General features: G+C 70.7%; 16 protein-coding genes. 9 read left to right on the top strand and 7 right to left on the bottom strand.

All coding sequences use genetic code 11. From position 1 onward, the window contains the following. Positions 1–26 precede the first annotated feature (26 nt). From QSK31_RS36740 to QSK31_RS36730, 3 genes are read right to left on the bottom strand one after another with little or no spacing between them, the layout of a single operon-like run. Positions 27–1,028: an ABC transporter permease gene (locus QSK31_RS36740; protein WP_285689305.1), complete on the bottom strand. Its 1,002-nt coding sequence runs from the start codon at positions 1,026–1,028 to the stop codon at positions 27–29. Continuing rightward, positions 1,021–2,028: an ABC transporter permease gene (locus tag QSK31_RS36735; protein WP_285689304.1), complete on the bottom strand. Its 1,008-nt coding sequence runs from the start codon at positions 2,026–2,028 to the stop codon at positions 1,021–1,023. Before QSK31_RS36735 ends, QSK31_RS36740 begins: the two co-directional genes overlap by 8 nt. 58 nt (positions 2,029–2,086) lie before the next feature. Then, the gene (locus tag QSK31_RS36730; protein ID WP_285689303.1) at positions 2,087–3,595 is read right to left on the bottom strand and encodes a sugar ABC transporter ATP-binding protein; all 1,509 of its coding nucleotides are present in this window, start codon (positions 3,593–3,595) and stop codon (positions 2,087–2,089) included. Positions 3,596–3,726: 131 nt separating this feature from the next. On the opposite strand from QSK31_RS36730, the gene QSK31_RS36725 reads away from it, so the two are divergent. The 8 genes from QSK31_RS36725 to QSK31_RS36690 all read left to right on the top strand — a co-directional run bounded on the left by QSK31_RS36725 (position 3,727) and on the right by QSK31_RS36690 (position 12,762). After that, positions 3,727–4,746, top strand: coding sequence for a LacI family DNA-binding transcriptional regulator (locus QSK31_RS36725; protein WP_285689302.1), 1,020 nt, complete (start codon positions 3,727–3,729; stop codon positions 4,744–4,746). A 78-nt stretch (positions 4,747–4,824) separates the two neighbouring features. Then, positions 4,825–6,843, top strand: a complete 2,019-nt coding sequence (locus QSK31_RS36720) for a bifunctional aldolase/short-chain dehydrogenase (RefSeq protein ID WP_285689301.1) — start codon at positions 4,825–4,827, stop codon at positions 6,841–6,843. Continuing rightward, positions 6,840–8,234 (top strand): rhamnulokinase, encoded by a 1,395-nt coding sequence (locus QSK31_RS36715; protein ID WP_285689300.1) that lies wholly within the window; start codon positions 6,840–6,842, stop codon positions 8,232–8,234. Before QSK31_RS36720 ends, QSK31_RS36715 begins: the two co-directional genes overlap by 4 nt. 7 nt (positions 8,235–8,241) lie before the next feature. Beyond that, the gene (locus QSK31_RS36710) at positions 8,242–8,970 is read left to right on the top strand and encodes a (Fe-S)-binding protein (protein ID WP_285689299.1); all 729 of its coding nucleotides are present in this window, start codon (positions 8,242–8,244) and stop codon (positions 8,968–8,970) included. Next, positions 8,967–10,379 (top strand): lactate utilization protein B, encoded by a 1,413-nt coding sequence (locus QSK31_RS36705; RefSeq protein ID WP_285689298.1) that lies wholly within the window; start codon positions 8,967–8,969, stop codon positions 10,377–10,379. The genes QSK31_RS36710 and QSK31_RS36705 overlap by 4 nt, the downstream gene beginning before the upstream one ends. Next, positions 10,376–10,969, top strand: a complete 594-nt coding sequence (locus QSK31_RS36700) for a LutC/YkgG family protein (protein ID WP_285689297.1) — start codon at positions 10,376–10,378, stop codon at positions 10,967–10,969. The genes QSK31_RS36705 and QSK31_RS36700 overlap by 4 nt, the downstream gene beginning before the upstream one ends. Further along, positions 10,960–12,375 (top strand): L-fucose/L-arabinose isomerase family protein, encoded by a 1,416-nt coding sequence (locus QSK31_RS36695; RefSeq protein ID WP_285689296.1) that lies wholly within the window; start codon positions 10,960–10,962, stop codon positions 12,373–12,375. Before QSK31_RS36700 ends, QSK31_RS36695 begins: the two co-directional genes overlap by 10 nt. Positions 12,376–12,426: 51 nt before the next feature. Further along, entirely contained in the window at positions 12,427–12,762 is a 336-nt protein-coding gene (locus QSK31_RS36690; protein ID WP_285689295.1) for a winged helix-turn-helix transcriptional regulator, read from the top strand. Here the strand turns inward: QSK31_RS36690 and QSK31_RS36685 are convergent. The 3 genes from QSK31_RS36685 to QSK31_RS36675 form a co-directional block, all read right to left on the bottom strand. Then, complete coding sequence (locus QSK31_RS36685; RefSeq protein ID WP_285689294.1) at positions 12,748–13,443, bottom strand: alpha/beta fold hydrolase; 696 nt, start codon at positions 13,441–13,443, stop codon at positions 12,748–12,750. The genes QSK31_RS36690 and QSK31_RS36685 overlap by 15 nt on opposite strands. Before the next feature lie 91 nt (positions 13,444–13,534). Next, a complete protein-coding gene (locus QSK31_RS36680) occupies positions 13,535–14,467 on the bottom strand; it encodes an NADP-dependent oxidoreductase (RefSeq protein WP_285689293.1) in 933 nt (310 codons plus the stop codon). Next, positions 14,464–14,889, bottom strand: a complete 426-nt coding sequence (locus QSK31_RS36675; protein ID WP_285689292.1) for a nuclear transport factor 2 family protein — start codon at positions 14,887–14,889, stop codon at positions 14,464–14,466. Before QSK31_RS36675 ends, QSK31_RS36680 begins: the two co-directional genes overlap by 4 nt. 93 nt (positions 14,890–14,982) lie before the next feature. Here QSK31_RS36675 and QSK31_RS36670 point away from each other — a divergent pair, with 93 nt between their 5' ends. Continuing rightward, positions 14,983–15,567 carry a TetR family transcriptional regulator gene (locus QSK31_RS36670; RefSeq protein ID WP_285689291.1) on the top strand — a complete coding sequence of 195 codons (585 nt, stop codon included), beginning with the start codon at positions 14,983–14,985 and terminating at the stop codon, positions 15,565–15,567. On the opposite strand, the gene QSK31_RS36665 is transcribed toward QSK31_RS36670, so the two are convergent. Beyond that, positions 15,546–16,181, bottom strand: a complete 636-nt coding sequence (locus QSK31_RS36665) for a DUF4232 domain-containing protein (RefSeq protein WP_285689290.1) — start codon at positions 16,179–16,181, stop codon at positions 15,546–15,548. The two genes, QSK31_RS36670 and QSK31_RS36665, sit on opposite strands and share 22 nt — an antisense overlap. Positions 16,182–16,241 lie beyond the last annotated feature (60 nt).

The raw sequence follows: 16,241 nt of genomic DNA, 5'->3' as shown, positions 1-16,241 counted from the left end.
AGCTCCTGACTGGAGGGGATTCGTTCTCAGTGAGCGGCGGCGGATCGGAGACGACGCCGCTGCCAGGTGGTGCGGATCGAGGTGATGATGTTGGGCAGGAGGACCGAGGCCACCAGCAGGACACCGGTGACGATGTTGAGCGCCTGGCCGGAGACGTCCTCCAGGCGCAGCGCGTTCTGCAGGGCGGCGAGCAGCACCACGCCGGCCAGGACGCCGGGCAGCGTGCCCTTGCCGCCGAAGATGGAGACGCCGCCGAGCAGGACGGCCGCGACGACCGCGAGTTCCAGCCCGGCGCCGTTGTCGGCACGGGCACTGGAGTACCGCAACGTCCACAGCACCCCGACGAGGCCGGCCACGGCGCCGCTGACCACGTACAGCCAGAATTTGGTCCTGGCCACCCGGATGCCGGAGAAGTGCGCGGCCTGGGCGTTCGCGCCGATAGCGTAGAGCGAGCGGCCGAACGGCGTGGCGTGCAGGATGACGCCGAAGATCAGGGCCAGGATCACGAGCAGGATGAGTACGTTCGGGATCGAGCCGCCACCGATGTTCCCGGTGACCCAGCCGGTGTAGGCGGCCGGGAAGTCGGCCACCGCGCCGTCGCCGAGCACCACCAGGGCCAGGCCGCGGTAGAACGCCAGCGTGCCGATGGTGACCGCGAGCGACGGCAGGCCTAGGCCGGTGACCAGGAAGCCGTTCACCGCGCCGAGGATCGCGCCGATCACCACGCAGAGCGGGATGATCGTCTCGATGCTCAGGCCGTGTGTCCAGAACGTGCCCATCAGCGCGCTGGTGAAGCCCAGCGTGCTGGCCACCGACAGGTCGATCTCGCCGGTCACGATGATGAACGTCATCGGCAGGGCGACCAGCGCGATCGGGAGCAGGTCGAGGGCCAGGAAGGTGAAGTTCCGGCTGGTGCCGAAGTTCTCCACGGCGAAGGAGGCGATGATCAGGACGACCACCGTCAGCGCGACGATGATGGAGTCCCAACCCAGTGCCCGCCTCGATCCGGGCCTGCGCAGCTCAGACATGGGAGTCCCTCTTCCGGAGCGAGCGGGCCAGGCGGACCGCGACCAGGCGGTCGGCGCCGATGGCCAGGACGATCAGGGCGCCGACGATCGCCTGCTGCCAGAACTGGTTGATGTCCAGCACGGCCAGGGCGCTGCCGATCACGGTCAGCAGCAGCGCGCCCAGTCCGGCGCCCCAGACCGAGCCGGATCCGCCGAAGACGGCCACCCCGCCGACCACGACCGCGGCCACCACGTTCAGCTCGTAGCCGGTGCCGGCGGCCGCGTCGACCGTGCCGAAGCGGGCCGCGAACAGCACCCCGGCCAGGCCGGCCAGCGCGCCGCTGAGCAGGAACGCGCCCAGCAGGTTGCGGGCCACCTTGATGCCGGCCAGTTCGGCGGCGGGCGGGCTGGAGCCCATCGCGTAGAGCTCGCGGCCGACCCGGTAGTTGCGCATCATCAGCGAGACGCCGCCGACCACGACGATCGCGATCAGCACCAGCCAGGGGATGCCCAGCAGCGAGTCGTTGGCGAAGCTGAGGAAGTGCCGGGGCAGCTCGTCGGCGTTGACCTGCGAGCCGCCGGCCCAGGAGTAGGCGAGGCCGCGGTAGATGTACAGCGTGCCCAGCGTGACCACCAGGGCGGGCACCCGGCCGTACCGGACCAGCACGCCGTTGAGCAGGCCGCAGACCGCGCCGACCGCGAGGCCGGCCAGCAGCGCCACGATCATCGGCAGGTCCGGGTTGGCGCTCATCATCGTCGCCACGGCGAACGCGCTCAGGCCGAGCACCGAGCCGACCGAGAGGTCGATGTTCCGGGTGATCACCACGACCGCCTGGCCGGCCGCCATCACCGCGAGGATGGCCGTGTTCAGCAGGATGTCGCGGATGCTCTGCCCGGACAGGAAGCGCGGGTTGCCGATCGCGGTGTACCCGACCAGCGCGACCAGCGCGAGCACGATGCCGAGCTCGCGGGCCTTGAAGAAGGACCCGATCGCCGGCGCCTTGACGGTCATCGTGGTCATTTCCGCCCCTCCGCGTTGGATGAGCGAGAACCAGCGATCATGAACTCGCTTCGTTCCCTCATGACGCGGCCACCTGCTGACCCATGGCCGCGTACATGACTGACTCCTCGGTGGCTTCGGCCCGGGTCAGCTCGGCGGCCACGTGCCCCTCGCGGAGCACCACCACGCGGTCGGCCATGCCGAGCACCTCGGGAAGTTCGGACGAGACCATCACGACGGCCATCCCGTCGGCGGCCAGTTGCGACATCAGCCGGTGCACCTCGGCCTTGGTGCCGACGTCGATGCCGCGGGTCGGCTCGTCGACGATCAGCAGCTTCGGCGCGGTGGACAGCCATTTGGCCAGGACGACCTTCTGCTGGTTGCCGCCGGAGAGGGTGCCCACCGGGTCGGTGAGACGGCCCAGCTTGGTCTGCAGTTTCCGGGTCCAGGTGTACGCCTCGTCGCGCTCGGCCGTGCCCAGCAGCAGCCCCAGCCGGGCGAGCTTGCGGGACCGTGGCAGCGTCACGTTGCGCTCGATCGACAGCTCCATCACCAGGCCTTGCTGGCGGCGGTCCTCGGGGACCAGCGCCATGCCGGCGGCCATCGCGGCGCGGGGCGAGCCGGCCTTGAGCCGCCGGCCGAGGAACCGGACGCTGCCCGAGTCGTACGGGTCCACGCCGAACACGGCCTGCATCACCTCGGAACGGCCGGCGCCGACCAGACCGGCGAGCGCGACGATCTCGCCCGCGCGTACGGAGAAGGAGACGTCCTTGAAGACGCCCTCGCGGGACAGGCCCTCGACCTCGAGCACCACGTCGCCGGCCGGCACGTCCTGCTTGGGGAAGAGCGCGCTCAGGTCGCGGCCGACCATCCGGCGGATCATGTCGTCGACGGTGAGGTCGGCGACGAGATCGGTGCACACGTGCTTGCCGTCGCGCATGATGGTCACCCGCTGGCAGAGCCGGGTGATCTCCTCGAAGCGGTGCGAGATGAACAGGATCGCCGCGCCCTCCTCGCGCAGCGACCGGACCACCGCGAACAGGCGCTCCACCTCGACGCCGGAGAGCGCCGCGGTCGGCTCGTCCATCACCAGGATCCGGGCCTCGCTGGACAGCGCCTTGGCGATCTCGACGATCTGCTGGTCGGCGATGCTCAGGCCGCGTGCCGGACGGGTCGGGTCGAGCTGCACGCCCAGCCGCTGGAAGAGCTTGGCCGCGGCGGCGTGCATGGCCTTGCGGTCGATCTGGCGCAGCCGGGTCAGCGGCTGGTTGCCCATCGCGATGTTCTCGGCCACGGACAGGTCGGGGAAGAGCGTGGGCTCCTGGTAGATCACCGCGATGCCGGCCGCCTTGGCGTCACCCGGCCCGGCGAAGTCGACCGGAGCCCCGGTCACCACGAGCTGCCCGGTGTCCGGCCGGTGCACGCCGGCCAGCATCTTGACGATGGTGGACTTGCCGGCGCCGTTCTCGCCGACCAGCGCGTGGACCTCTCCCGCGTACAGGGGGAAACTGACGCCCTGAACAGCCGCGACAGCCCCGAAGGACTTGCTGACGTCGAGGACGTCCAGCACGGCCTGGGTAGCCGTCACAGACACCTCCGGAGGTAGTTGTTGAAATGTTTCAGTCGGCGTAGGGTCGAACGTAGGTGGCCCCCATCACACGTGTCAAGAACGAACCCGTAACTTGTGTGAAACGCAGAGGAAGTTCGAGGTAGCAACAGGTGGTCGTAGGCAAGGCACCCTCGGTGAAGGACGTGGCGGCCGCAGCGGGCGTGTCCCTCGGGACGGTGTCCAACGTGATGAACCGGCCCGAGATGGTGGCGACGGCGACCCGCGAGCGGGTCGAGCGGGCGATGGCCGACCTGGGGTTCGTGCGCAACGAGTCGGCCCGCCAGCTGCGCGCCGGCACCAGTCGCACCCTGGCCTACGTGATGCTGGACGGCAGCAACCCGTTCTTCCATGACGTCGCGCAGGGCATCGAGCTCGCCGCCGAGGACGCCGAGCTCTCCTTGTTCATCTGCAACAGCAACGGCCGCGCCTCGCGTGAGGAGATGCACCTCGACCGGCTGCTCCAGCAGCGCGTGCAGGGCATCCTGATCACCCCGGTGGACCCCGACTCGGCCTTCCTCGGCGAGGTCAGCCGGCGCGGCATCCCGGTGGTCGTGGTCGACCGGGTGCGCGACAGCGGTTTCTGTTCGGTCGCGGTCGACGACGTGTACGGCGGCCGGATCGCCGTGGAGCACCTGATCGAGAACGGCCACACCCGGGTCGCCTTCGCCGGTGGGCCGGACACCCTCGGCCAGGTGCGCGAGCGTCTCCAGGGCGCCCGTGAGGTGTGGGCCGACAACGGTCTGCCGCCCGAGGACCTGGTGTTCCTGCCGACCGACGCGCTCACCGTGGCGGACGGCCGCGAGGCGGGGGAGAGGCTGGCCGGCCTGCCCGTCCGCCGCCGCCCGACCGCCGCGTTCTGCGCCAACGACCTGGTCGCGCTGGGGCTGCTCCAGCAGGCCATCGGCTCCGGCCGCCGGGTGCCGGAGGACCTGGCCATCGTGGGTTTCGACGACATCGAGTTCGCGGCCGCCGCGGCGGTGCCGCTGACCTCGGTGCGGCAGCCGCGGCAGGAGCTCGGCCGGGCCGCCGCGCACCTGGTCCTGGACGAGGCGACCAACCCGGCGCACGTCCACGAGCAGGCCATCTTCACCCCCGAGTTGATAGCGCGCGCGTCGACCGCCGTGCACTGAAATCGGGCCTTGACCGGTCCCTGTCGTCGCCCGTAACGTGAGCGCAACATCATGAAACGTTTCACGGATGGGGTATCGATGACCGTCGTCGACGATCTGCTGGCCCGCAGCAACAGGTTGGGGGCGGACCCGAAGACCACGAACTACGCCGGCGGCAACACCTCGGCCAAGGGCTCGGAGACCGATCCGGTCACCGGCGGCCCGGTCGAGCTGCTCTGGGTCAAGGGCTCCGGCGGCGATCTGGGCACGCTGACCGCGAAGGGCCTGGCCGCCCTCCGCCTCGACCGCCTGCGCGCGCTGCCCGAGGTCTACCCGGGCATCGACCGCGAGGACGAGATGGTGGCGGCCTTCGACTACTGCCTGCACGGCCGGGGCGGCGCGGCGCCGTCCATCGACACCGCCATGCACGGCCTGGTCGACGTCCCGCACGTGGACCACCTGCATCCCGACGCGGGCATCGCGCTGGCCACCGCCGCCGACGGCCCGCAGCTGACCAAGGAGATCTTCGGCGACCGGGTGCTCTGGGTGCCCTGGCGCCGGCCCGGCTTCCAGCTCGGCCTGGACATCGCCGCCGTGCAGCGCGCCAACCCGCAGGCCGTCGGCGTCATCCTCGGCGGCCACGGCATCACCGCGTGGGGCGCCACGAGTGACGAGTGCGAGGCGAACTCGCGCTTCATGATCGACACCGCCGCGGCGTGGATCGCCGCCAACGGCCGCCCGGACCCCTTCGGCGCGCTGGTGCATCCTCCGCTGCCAGGAAGAAGAGAACGCGCGGCCGCCCTTTTCCCGCTGATCCGCGGCCTCGCCTCGACGGACCGCCCGCAGGTCGGCCACTACACCGACACCGGCGTGGTGCTCGACTTCGTGGGCCGCGAGGGGATGCCGGCGCTGGCCGGGAAGGGCACCTCCTGCCCCGACCACTTCCTGCGGACCAAGGTCAAGCCGCTGGTGCTGGACACCGCGCCGGACGCGCCGCTGGACGAGGTCGAGGCCCGGCTGCGCGAGCTGCACACCGCCTACCGCGAGGACTACCAGGCCTACTACGACCGGTACGCCACGCCGGACAGTCCCGCCATCCGCGGCGCCGACCCTGCCATCGTGCTGGTGCCGGGCGTCGGCATGTTCTCCTTCGGCGCCGACAAGCAGACCGCCCGGGTGGCCGGCGAGTTCTACGTCAACGCGATCAACGTGATGGCCGGCGCCACCGCGATCTCCACGTACGCCCCGATCGACGAGTCGGAGAAGTTCCGCATCGAGTACTGGGCCCTCGAAGAAGCGAAGCTGCGGCGGATGCCCAAGCCGGCTCCGCTGGCCACCCGCGTCGCGTTCGTCACCGGCGGCGGGTCCGGCATCGGCCGGGCGATCGCGCTGCGGCTGGCCGCCGAGGGCGCCTGCGTGGTCGTCGCCGACCGGGACGCCGACACGGCCGCCGCGGTCGCGAAGGAGATCGGCGGCACCGACAAGGCGGTCGCGGTCACCGCCGACGTCACCTCGGGCGAGGCGGTCGCGGCGGCGCTGCGGGAGGCGGTGCTGGCGTTCGGCGGCGTCGACCTGGTCGTCAACAACGCCGGGCTGTCCATCTCCAAGCCGCTGCTGGAGACCACCGAGGCCGACTGGGACCTGCAGCACGACGTGATGGCCAAGGGCTCGTTCCTGGTGTCCCGGGAGGCCGCCCGGGTGCTGGTGGCCCAGGGCATGGGCGGCGACATCGTCTACATCTCCAGCAAGAACTCGCTGTTCGCCGGGCCCAACAACGTGGCGTACGGCGCCACCAAGGCCGACCAGGCGCACCAGGTCCGGTTGCTGGCCGCCGAGCTCGGGGCGCATGGTGTCCGGGTGAACGGCATCAACCCGGACGGCGTGGTCCGCGGCTCCGGCATCTTCGCCGGCGGCTGGGGCGCCAAGCGTGCGGCGGTCTACGGCGTGCCCGAGGAGGAACTGGGCGCCTACTACGCGCAGCGCACCCTGCTCAAGCGCGAGGTGCTGCCCGAGCATGTGGCCAACGCTGTCTTCGTGCTGACCGCCGGGGACCTGTCGCACACCACTGGCCTTCATATCCCGGTCGACGCCGGCGTCGCAGCGGCCTTCTTGAGATGACTCGGCTTGCGATGAGGTTCGCCGCCGTCGACCTCGGCGCGTCCTCGGGACGCGTCATGGTCGGCGACGTCTCTTCTCAAAAACTCGTGCTGACCGAGGCGCACCGGTTCCCGAACGAGCCTGTGAAGGTGCGGGACACGCTGCACTGGGACGTGCTCGGGCTCTACCGCGGAGTGCTGGACGGCCTGCGCGCCGCGGGGCCGGTGGACGGCATCGGCATCGACAGCTGGGCGGTCGACTACGGGCTGATCGACGAGGCCGGGCGGCTGCTCGGCAACCCGGTCCACTACCGCGACGCGCGCACCGACGGCATGACGCTGCCCATCGGGGAGGACAAGCTCTACGCGTTGACCGGGCTGCAGAAGCTGCCGTTCAACACCGTCTATCAGCTGCTGGCCGAGCCGCTGGCCCCGCTCGCCCACCGGATGCTGCTCATCCCGGACCTGATCGCGTACTGGATGACGGGTGAGGTCGGCGCCGAACTCACCAACGCCTCCACCACCCAGCTCCTCGACGTGCGCACGGGCATGTGGGCCACCGGGCTGATCGACGAGCTGGGCCTGGCCGCGGGGCTGCTGCCGCCGCTGCGCGAGCCGGGGTCGGTGATCGGGTCGTTCGAGGGCACGCCGGTGTACGCGGTCGGCTCGCACGACACCGCCTCGGCCGTCGCCGGGGTGCCCGCCGACGGCCCGAACTTCGCCTACATCTCGTGCGGCACCTGGTCCCTGGTCGGCGTGGAGCTCGACGAGCCGGTGCTCACCGAGGAGAGCCGGCGGGCCAACTTCACCAACGAGGGCGGTGTCGACGGCACGATCCGCTACCTGCGCAACGTGATGGGGCTCTGGCTGCTGCAGGAGTGCCAGCGCGAGTGGGGCGACTCGGATCTCGCCGGGTTGCTGGCCGCGGCGGCGGACGCCGAGCCGTTCGCCGGGGTGATCGACGTGGACCAGCCGGTGTTCCTGCCGCCCGGCGACATGCCCGGCCGGATCGCCGACGCATTGTTCACAGCGGGAAGGAACGTTCGTTCTGCCAGGGGCGCCATCGTGCGCTGCATCCTGGACAGCCTCGCGCTCGCGCATCGGCGTGCGGTGCGGGAGGCCGCCGCACTCTCCGGCCGCCGGGTCGACGTCGTGCACATCGTCGGCGGCGGCGCCCGGAACGAGTTGCTGTGCCAGCTGACCGCGGACGCGTGCGGCAAGCCGGTGCTCGCCGGGCCGGTCGAGGCGACCGCGCTGGGCAACGTGCTCGTACAGGCGCGCGCCGCCGGAGTGCTGCACGGTGGCCTCCCGGCGTTGCGGGCCGTGTTGCGGGAGACTCAGCAGATCCGGCGCTATGAGCCGCGCGGCGACCAGGACCGCTGGCAGACGTTGGAGAACCGGTTGTGGGGGTGAGGGAGAGGTGCGCATCGCGCTCTTCGTGACCTGCCTGGCGGACACCATGTTTCCGCAGGCGGCCAAGGCCACCGTGCTGCTGCTCGAACGCCTCGGCCACGAGGTGGTGTTCCCGCCCGGCCAGACCTGCTGCGGCCAGATGCACATCAACACCGGTTACCAGCAGCAGGCTCTGCCGCTGATTCAACGACACGTCAAGACCTTTCAGCCGTACGACGTGGTCGTCGCGCCGTCCGGCTCGTGCGTCGGCTCGGTCCGCCACCAGCACGCCATGGTGGCCTCCGCCGCCGGGGACGAACGACTTGCCTTGCGGGCCACGGCCGTCGCCGAGCGTACGTACGAATTGTCGGAGCTCTTGATCGATGTCCTGAAGATCGAGGACGTCGGCGCCTACTTCCCGCACCGGGTGACCTACCACCCGACGTGTCACTCGCTGCGGGTGCTGCGGGTCGGTGACAAACCGCTGCGGCTGCTGCGCAATGTGCGTGGCATCGACCTGGTCGAGCTGCCCGCCGCCGAGCAGTGCTGCGGGTTCGGGGGGACGTTCGCGCTGAAGAACGCGGACACGTCGACGGCGATGCTCGCCGACAAGATGGGGCATGTCCTCGAAACCGGCGCATCCGTCTGCACGGCCGGCGACGCCTCCTGCCTGATGCACATCGGCGGCGGCCTGTCGCGGCTCGAGTCCGGGGTGCGCACCCTGCACCTCGCCGAGATCCTGGCGGCGACCTCATGACCACTTTCCTGGGCATGCCCGCCCCGCGCGGCGTGGGGCACCTGCGCGGCGACGAGTCGTTCCCGGCCGCCGCCAAGAAGGCCCTCGGGAACGATCAGCTGCGGCGCAACCTCAACCACGCGACCACCACGATCCGCGGGAAGTCCGGGCGGGTCATCGCCGAGCTGCCGGACTGGGAGCAGTTGCGCCTTGCCGGGTCGGCGATCAAGGCCGACACCATGGCCCGGCTGCCCGAGCTCATCGAGGAGCTGGAGTCGCGTGTCACCGCCGCGGGCGGGGTGGTGCACTGGGCGGCGGACGCCAACGAGGCCAACACGATCGTCACCGACCTCGTCCGCGCCACCGGATCGCCGCGCGTCATCAAGATCAAGTCGATGGCCACGCAGGAGATCGGGCTCAACGAAGCCCTCGAGGAGGCCGGGATCCAGCCGGTCGAGACCGACCTGGCCGAACTGATCGTGCAGCTCGGCAAGGACCAGCCCAGCCACATCCTGGTCCCGGCGATCCACCGCAACCGCACCGAGATCCGGGACATCTTCCTGCGCGAGATGCCCGGCGTGGACCCGGCGCTCACCGACGACCCGCCGGTGCTGGCCGCAGCCGCCCGGCGCTACCTGCGGGAGACCTTCCTGAGCACGTCGGTGGCCGTGTCCGGGGCGAACTTCGGGATCGCGGAGACCGGCACCCTCGCCGTGGTCGAGTCCGAGGGCAACGGGCGGATGTGCCTGACCCTGCCGGACACCCTGATCACCGTGATGGGCATCGAGAAGGTGCTGCCCACCTGGCGCGACCTCGAGGTGTTCCTGCAACTGCTGCCGCGGTCGTCGACCGGGGAGCGGATGAACCCGTACACCTCGATGTGGACCGGTGTCGTCCCCGGCGACGGGCCGCAGAACTTCCACCTCGTGCTGCTCGACAACGGCCGCACCAAAGTCCTCGCCGACGAGGTGGGACGCCAGGCGCTGCACTGCATCCGGTGCTCGGCCTGCCTCAACGTCTGCCCGGTGTACGAGCGGACCGGCGGGCACGCGTACGGGTCGGTCTATCCCGGCCCGATCGGCGCCATCCTGTCCCCGCAGCTCACCGGGGTCGAGGACAACGCCTCGCTGCCGTACGCGTCGTCGCTCTGCGGCGCCTGCTTCGACGCCTGCCCGGTGCGCATCGACATCCCGGCGATCCTGGTGCACCTGCGCAACCAGGCGCCGCATCCGCGGTCGGAGCGCGTGGCGATGGCCGCCGCGGCGTACACGATGGACCATCCTCGTCTCTACGAGGCGGCACAGCACGCCGCCAAGCTGAGCAGGTACGCCGGGAAACGGTTGCCACCGCCGCTGTCCGGGTGGACCGCCTCGCGCGACCTGCCCGAACCGCCCGCCGAGACGTTCCGCGACTGGTGGGAGGACCGATGAGCTCCCGGGATGTGGTGCTCGGACGGATCCGCTCGGCCCTGTCCGGGCCCTCCTCGGTGGACGTTCCCCGGGACTACCGGCCGGCCTCCGGCGCCGTGGGTTCCCTGGAACTGCTGGTGGAGCGGCTGGTCGACTACAAGGCGGTCGTGCACCGGTCCTCGGCGGTGGCGGAGACCGTCGCCGGGATCGTGAGCGGGACTCTGGTCGTACCCCCGGGAATTGATCGGTCCTGGCTGCCGACTGCTCCGCTTGTCGACGGCGATCTCCCGGCCGATCGCATCGCCGCGGCGGACGGCGTCGTCACGGCGGCGGCCGTCGCCATCGCGGAGACCGGGACGATCGTGCTGGACGGCTCGCCGGACCAGGGGCGGCGGATCATCTCGCTGCTGCCCGACCTGCACATCTGCGTGCTGCGGCCGGCGCAGATCGTCGAGGGGGTGCCGGACGCGGTCGCGCGGCTCGTGCCCGGACGGCCGCTCACCTGGATCAGCGGGCCCTCCGCCACCAGCGACATCGAGTTGAACCGCGTCGAAGGGGTGCACGGTCCCCGGAACCTGCACGTGATCATCCTGGAGGAACAGTGGAGCTGACGTCGAAGAAGCGCCGGAAGACCCGGATCGGCCTCGTCGCCGGCGGGCTCGGCACCTACTGGCCGCAGTTCCCGGCCCTGCTGCCCCAGCTCCAGGAGTCCGCCCGGTACGTGTCCTCGCGGTTCGCCGAGATGGACGCCGAGGTGACCGACGCCGGCTTCATCTCCGACGCCCAGGAGGGCGCGATCGCCGCCGAGAAACTCCGGCAGGCCGACTGCGACCTGATCGTGCTGTTCCTGAGCACGTACCTGACCGCCTCGATGGTCCTGCCGATCGCACAGCGGTCGAACACGCCCGTCCTCGTCATCGACCTGCAGCCGACCGAGAAGATGGACCACGCGTCCTTCGACACCGGCGCCTGGCTCGCCTACTGCGGGCAGTGTCCCGTTCCCGAGGTGGGCAACACGTTCCGCCGCGCCGGCATCCCGTTCCGTTCGGTCTCCGGCTGGCTGCGCCAGGAATCGGCGTGGGAGCGCATCGGCACGTGGATCCGCGCCGCGCACGTGCGGGCGGCGCTGCGGCACGCCCGGCACGGCCTGATGGGCCACCTCTACCCCGGGATGCTCGACGTCTCCACCGACCTGACCCTGCTGCCCGCCACGTTCGGCTCGCACGTCGAGGTGCTGGAGTTCGACGACCTGCGCGAACGGGTGCTCGCGGTCTCACCGTCCGCCGTCAAGGAGCGGATGGAGCTCGCCCGGTCGATCTTCACCCTGGACGACACGGTCCAGGAGGACGACTTCGCGTGGGGCGCGCAGGTGTCGGTCGGGCTGGACCGGCTGGTCGACGACTTCGCGCTCGACTCGATCGCCTACTACCACCGCGGCCTCGCCGGGGAGCAGCACGAACGGCTCGGCGCCGGCATGATCCTCGGCGCGTCCCTGCTCACCGCCCGCGGCATCCCCACCACCGGCGAGTACGAGCTGCGCACCACGGTCGCTCAGCTCGCCACCCAGGTGATCGGGGCGGGCGGGTCGTTCTGCGAGATCCAGGCGCTGAACTTCTCCGACGACGTGGTCGAGATGGGCCACGACGGGCCCGCCCACCTGGCGGTGTCGGCCCGCGACCCGCTGCTGCGCGGGCTCGGCGTCTACCACGGCAAGCGCGGGTGGGGCGTGAGCGTCGAGTTCGACGTACGCGAGGGGCCGGTGACCCTGCTCGGCCTCGGCCAGGACCGCGACGGCAGCCTCAGCTTCATCGCCTCCGAGGGCACGGTCGTCCCCGGCCCGCTGCTGGCCATCGGCAACACCACCAGCCGGGTGTCGTTCGGCCGCGACCCCGGCGAATGGGTCGACGACTGGAGCGCCTCCGGGGTCGGCCATCACTGGTCGTTGTCGCTGGGTCACCGGGCGGCCGACTACAAGGCCGCGGCCAGCCTCCTGGGCATCGGGTTCACCGCCGTCTGAACCGCCGCCCCCTCACCGGGGCGGTGGCCCGGCTGCGGTGTAATGGGCGGCATGATCGCTTCCGTCGAGCAGACATGCGCGCTGCGCCGGGACGTGCTCGGGCACGTCGGGAACAAGTGGACCGGACTGCTGCTGACCGTGCTGGCCAAGGGTCCGCAGCGGTATTCGGAACTGCATCAGGGGAGCCGGATCTCGGAGCGGATGCTGTCGCTGACCCTGCGCGAGCTCATCCGGGACGGCCTCGTCCTACGTGATGCCCAGGTCTACCGGCTGACCGACGCAGGGCGGTCGCTGCATGCCCTGGTGGCGCCGCTGGTCGAGTGGGCGGACGCGCACCAGGAACACATCGTGGGCAGCCGGGTGGCCTTCGACTCAGGCGCCGAGTAGCGCCTCGGCCAGCTCGGCGGGGTGCGTCAGCAGTGACTCGTGCGTGCCCGGCACCATGATCGGCTTGGTGTCCACCCGCGCGGCGAACTCCTCGCCCGGGCGGGCGAGCGCCCTGTCCCGCTCGGCCAGGACGAACGCGGCGGGGATGCCCAGCGCGGTCACCGGGCCGACGTCGAACGCCTCCAGCATGTAGGCGCCCGGCTGCGGTGTCATCAGGTCGAAGGCGACGCGCTGGAGGGCCTCCGGCTCGTCCTGCATCAGCAATTGCTGAACGGCCTCGAAATACAGCGGAACGGTGCCGCCCTGATCGACCAATGAGCGCACGTAGGCCGCATTCTCCGGTGAGAGTTCGTCATTCATCGAAACACCGCGCAACGGCACCCAGGCGCTGTAGTAGACGACCTTCGCCACGCGTTCCGGAATGCGATGGGCGGCGGCCGTGATCGGCCCGCCGCCCCAGCTGTGCCCGACCAGCACGACATCCCGCAGGTCATGCCGTTCGATCTCGGCGACGAGGTGATCGACCGCGTCCGTCAGGCGTACGCCGCGCGGATCGTCGCCGAAGGCCAGGCCCGGCATGGTCAGCGGCAACGCCGGCAGCCCGGCCTCGACGAGCCGCCGCGCCACCCCGTGCCACACCCAGGCGCCGTGCCAAGCTCCGGGAACCAATACGAATGTCATGGGCGAAACCCTAGAAATGTCATCGGCGCCGGGCAATGCGAAATGTCGTGAGGCCGGACACGAACAGATTTGTTCGCCATCCGGCGATCGGTCATCGCGTGGTGATGAGGAGCTTGCCGCCCCGGCGGCCGGGGCGATGTTCGAGGTCGGTGAGTGCCGGGATGGCATCGGTGAGCGGCACGGTATGCGCGATCGGGATCCGCAACTCTCCCCGGGCGGCGATGCGCGTCACCTCGTCGAGATCAGTCGTGCTGGTCCGGCCGAACAGAACCTGATAGGGCCCCGGCAGGGCGCTCCTCGCCAGCTTCAGGGGAGCGGGGACGATGTCGACGATGCGGCCGCCGGGTTTCAGCAGAGCCCGCGCCGCCTTGTTCGGCAGCGTGCCGGCGGTGTCGAGGACGATGTCGAACCGGCCCTCCAGCTCGGCCGGATCGAACCCGAATCCGACGAGCGGGGCGATGCCGAGCCCGCGTGCCTCGTCGGCGGCGGGTGTACGGCAGCTCCCGGCGACCGAGGCGCCGCACGTCAGGGCGATCTGGGCGGCGGCCCGGCCGACTCCGCCGAGACAGCCGTTGATGAAGACGGAGTGTCCCGGCCCCAGCTTCTCCTTGCCGCGCAGGGCCTGGAGTGCGGTGATCCCGACGACGGGGATCGTGGCGGCCTGCTCGTAGGAGAGGTCCGCGGGCTTCCGGACGACGGCCTTCTCCTCGGCGATGACCAGGTCGGCGAACGCTCCCGCTCCCTTGATGCTCGTTCCGCCGAGCACCGCGTCGCCGGCTCTCAGCCGGGTTACGCCTTCACCGGCCGCCTCGACGACGCCCGCGAAGTCGTTGCCCATCCCCCGCGGGAAGCCGCGACCGGTCAGCAGGCGCATCTCGCCGTTGCGGATCTTCCAGTCCATCGCGTTGGCGGCCGCCGCCACCACCCGGACCAGAACCTCGCCGCTGCCCGGCAGTGGCGGCTCGACACTCTCCAGGCGCATGACCTCGGGGCCGCCGTACCGGTGATATTGGACGCGTCTCACAGCGCGGCTCCGGAGAAGTTTCCGTTCATCGGGGTGCGCTGTCCCTTGACGGTGTGCCGGCTGATCTGCCAGCCGCCGTCGTGGCGGCGCACGGTGTCGTACAGCGTCAGGCTCTGGATCGTGCCGTCCGCCATCAGGATCAGGCCCTTCGACCGGACGGACACACCGTCGTCGTCCTCGCCGGTGACCACGACGTTGGTCACGTGATGGGCGACCGGATTGCGTGCGCCGAGGCGCAGGGCGCCCTGGCGGATCGCGTCGAGCCCCTCGATCGCGCCCACCCCGGCATCGGTGAGGTCGTAGACGGCGTCCGCCGTGAACACCTCCCCGAGCCGGTCCAGCTCGCCGGCATCGACGAGGTGTCCGAGCAAGGACAACGTCTCGCTGATCGCGTAGCGGTCCTCAGCAGTCAAGAGTTCCATTGGCTTTCCCCTGTCCGAGATGGTGATGTCGCGTCGTGACATCACCATAGCACCGATGTCGCGGCGCGACATCATCGCTGATACGCTGGTCACATGCCTCGGTGGGAACACGGCAGCGAAGACCGGCTGAAACAGGCCGCCATGGAGTTGTTCGACGAGCAGGGGTTCGAGGACACCAGCGCCGTGCAGATCGCGGACCGTGCCCGGGTCACCACCCGGACCTTCTTCCGCTACTTCCCGGACAAGCAGGAGATCCTGTTCGCCGACGCGGAACTGCTGTACGCGGCGCTCGTCCGGCAGGTCGCCGAAACGGCCGACGTCGCGGAGCCGCTCCGAGCGGTTACCCGGACCTTGGCGGGGTTCGACTGGGAGGGTCTGGGCTCACGAGACGTCCAGCGCCGTCGGGACGCGCTGATCGCCTCGAACCCGGCCCTGCTGGAGCGTGAACTGATCAAGCAGCAGCGGATGGCGGACGGGTTCGCCGACGCGCTCCACCGGCGTGGCGCCGACCCGGCCGTCGCGGAACTCGCGGCCCAGGTGGGGATCCAGGTGTTCCGAACGGCGTACCGGGAGTGGCTGGAGGCCGGCGACGACGCCGGCCTCGCCACCATCACCGAAGCGGCGATGTCCCGCCTCGCCGCGATGATGCCCGCCGCCTACCAGGCGACGACGCCCTGAGCGATCGGCTGGAGCGTGCCGACCCGCAGCGACTTCATGGTGAGGTTGCTCTTCTCCGGCGCGGGGAAGCCGTCGAGCTCCGCCGCCGGGCCGTCGGTCGAGCTCTGCACGCTGAAGCGCAGCCCGTTACCGGCCGGGCAGGTCGCCGAACCCTTGTCGCACGACGTCCACTTGATGCCCTGGAAGGCGCTCGTCCCCGGCTTCAGCGTGATCGGGACGGCCGCGCCGGGCTCGTGGACCTCCTTCGTGGGCACGTCCACCGCCTCGCCGGCCGCGTTGGTCAGCGAGATCGACGCGCGGCCCTCGAGGCGGCACGGCTCATCGCCCTTGTTGGTCACGGCGACCAGGCCGCGGTGGGCGTCGTCGTCGCGGGACGGCTGGAGCGTCACGGTGACCTCCAGGTCGTCGTTGCGGCAGGCGCCGTCCTCGGAAGAGCCGCCCGACCCCGCGTCTTCGTCAAGTGGGGGCTCGGTGGGGATGGACGAGGACGCGACGCCGGACGGTCCCGGGGCGGCCACCTCGGTGGGTAGTGAACCGGCGCAGGCCTGCTGCGACAGGGCGAGGCCCACACCGAGAGCGCCGATCACCACGAGCCGGATGCGACGGTCGATCATCGTCTTTGCCTCCTGATCTTGTACGGACCAGGCAACCATCGCGAGAACGCGCCCGGGATG

Origin of the sequence: Actinoplanes sp. NBRC 103695 (assembly GCF_030269485.1) — a bacterium.
Lineage (GTDB): Bacteria > Actinomycetota > Actinomycetes > Mycobacteriales > Micromonosporaceae > Actinoplanes.
The sequence above is the reverse complement of the archived record's forward strand: the minus strand, read 5'-3'. Positions and strand labels throughout refer to the sequence as shown.

Bases quoted from the DNA above. Each gene is read 5' to 3' on its own strand.
- QSK31_RS36740 (WP_285689305.1), bottom strand. From the start codon at position 1,028: ATGTCTGAGCTGCGCAGGCCCGGATCGAGGCGGGCACTGGGTTGGGAC.
- QSK31_RS36735 (WP_285689304.1), bottom strand. From the start codon at position 2,028: ATGACCACGATGACCGTCAAGGCGCCGGCGATCGGGTCCTTCTTCAAG.
- QSK31_RS36720 (WP_285689301.1), top strand. From the start codon at position 4,825: ATGACCGTCGTCGACGATCTGCTGGCCCGCAGCAACAGGTTGGGGGCG.
- QSK31_RS36715 (WP_285689300.1), top strand. From the start codon at position 6,840: ATGACTCGGCTTGCGATGAGGTTCGCCGCCGTCGACCTCGGCGCGTCC.
- QSK31_RS36705 (WP_285689298.1), top strand. From the start codon at position 8,967: ATGACCACTTTCCTGGGCATGCCCGCCCCGCGCGGCGTGGGGCACCTG.
- QSK31_RS36700 (WP_285689297.1), top strand. From the start codon at position 10,376: ATGAGCTCCCGGGATGTGGTGCTCGGACGGATCCGCTCGGCCCTGTCC.
- QSK31_RS36690 (WP_285689295.1), top strand. From the start codon at position 12,427: ATGATCGCTTCCGTCGAGCAGACATGCGCGCTGCGCCGGGACGTGCTC.
- QSK31_RS36685 (WP_285689294.1), bottom strand. From the start codon at position 13,443: ATGACATTCGTATTGGTTCCCGGAGCTTGGCACGGCGCCTGGGTGTGG.
- QSK31_RS36675 (WP_285689292.1), bottom strand. From the start codon at position 14,889: ATGGAACTCTTGACTGCTGAGGACCGCTACGCGATCAGCGAGACGTTG.
- QSK31_RS36670 (WP_285689291.1), top strand. From the start codon at position 14,983: ATGCCTCGGTGGGAACACGGCAGCGAAGACCGGCTGAAACAGGCCGCC.
- QSK31_RS36665 (WP_285689290.1), bottom strand. From the start codon at position 16,181: ATGATCGACCGTCGCATCCGGCTCGTGGTGATCGGCGCTCTCGGTGTG.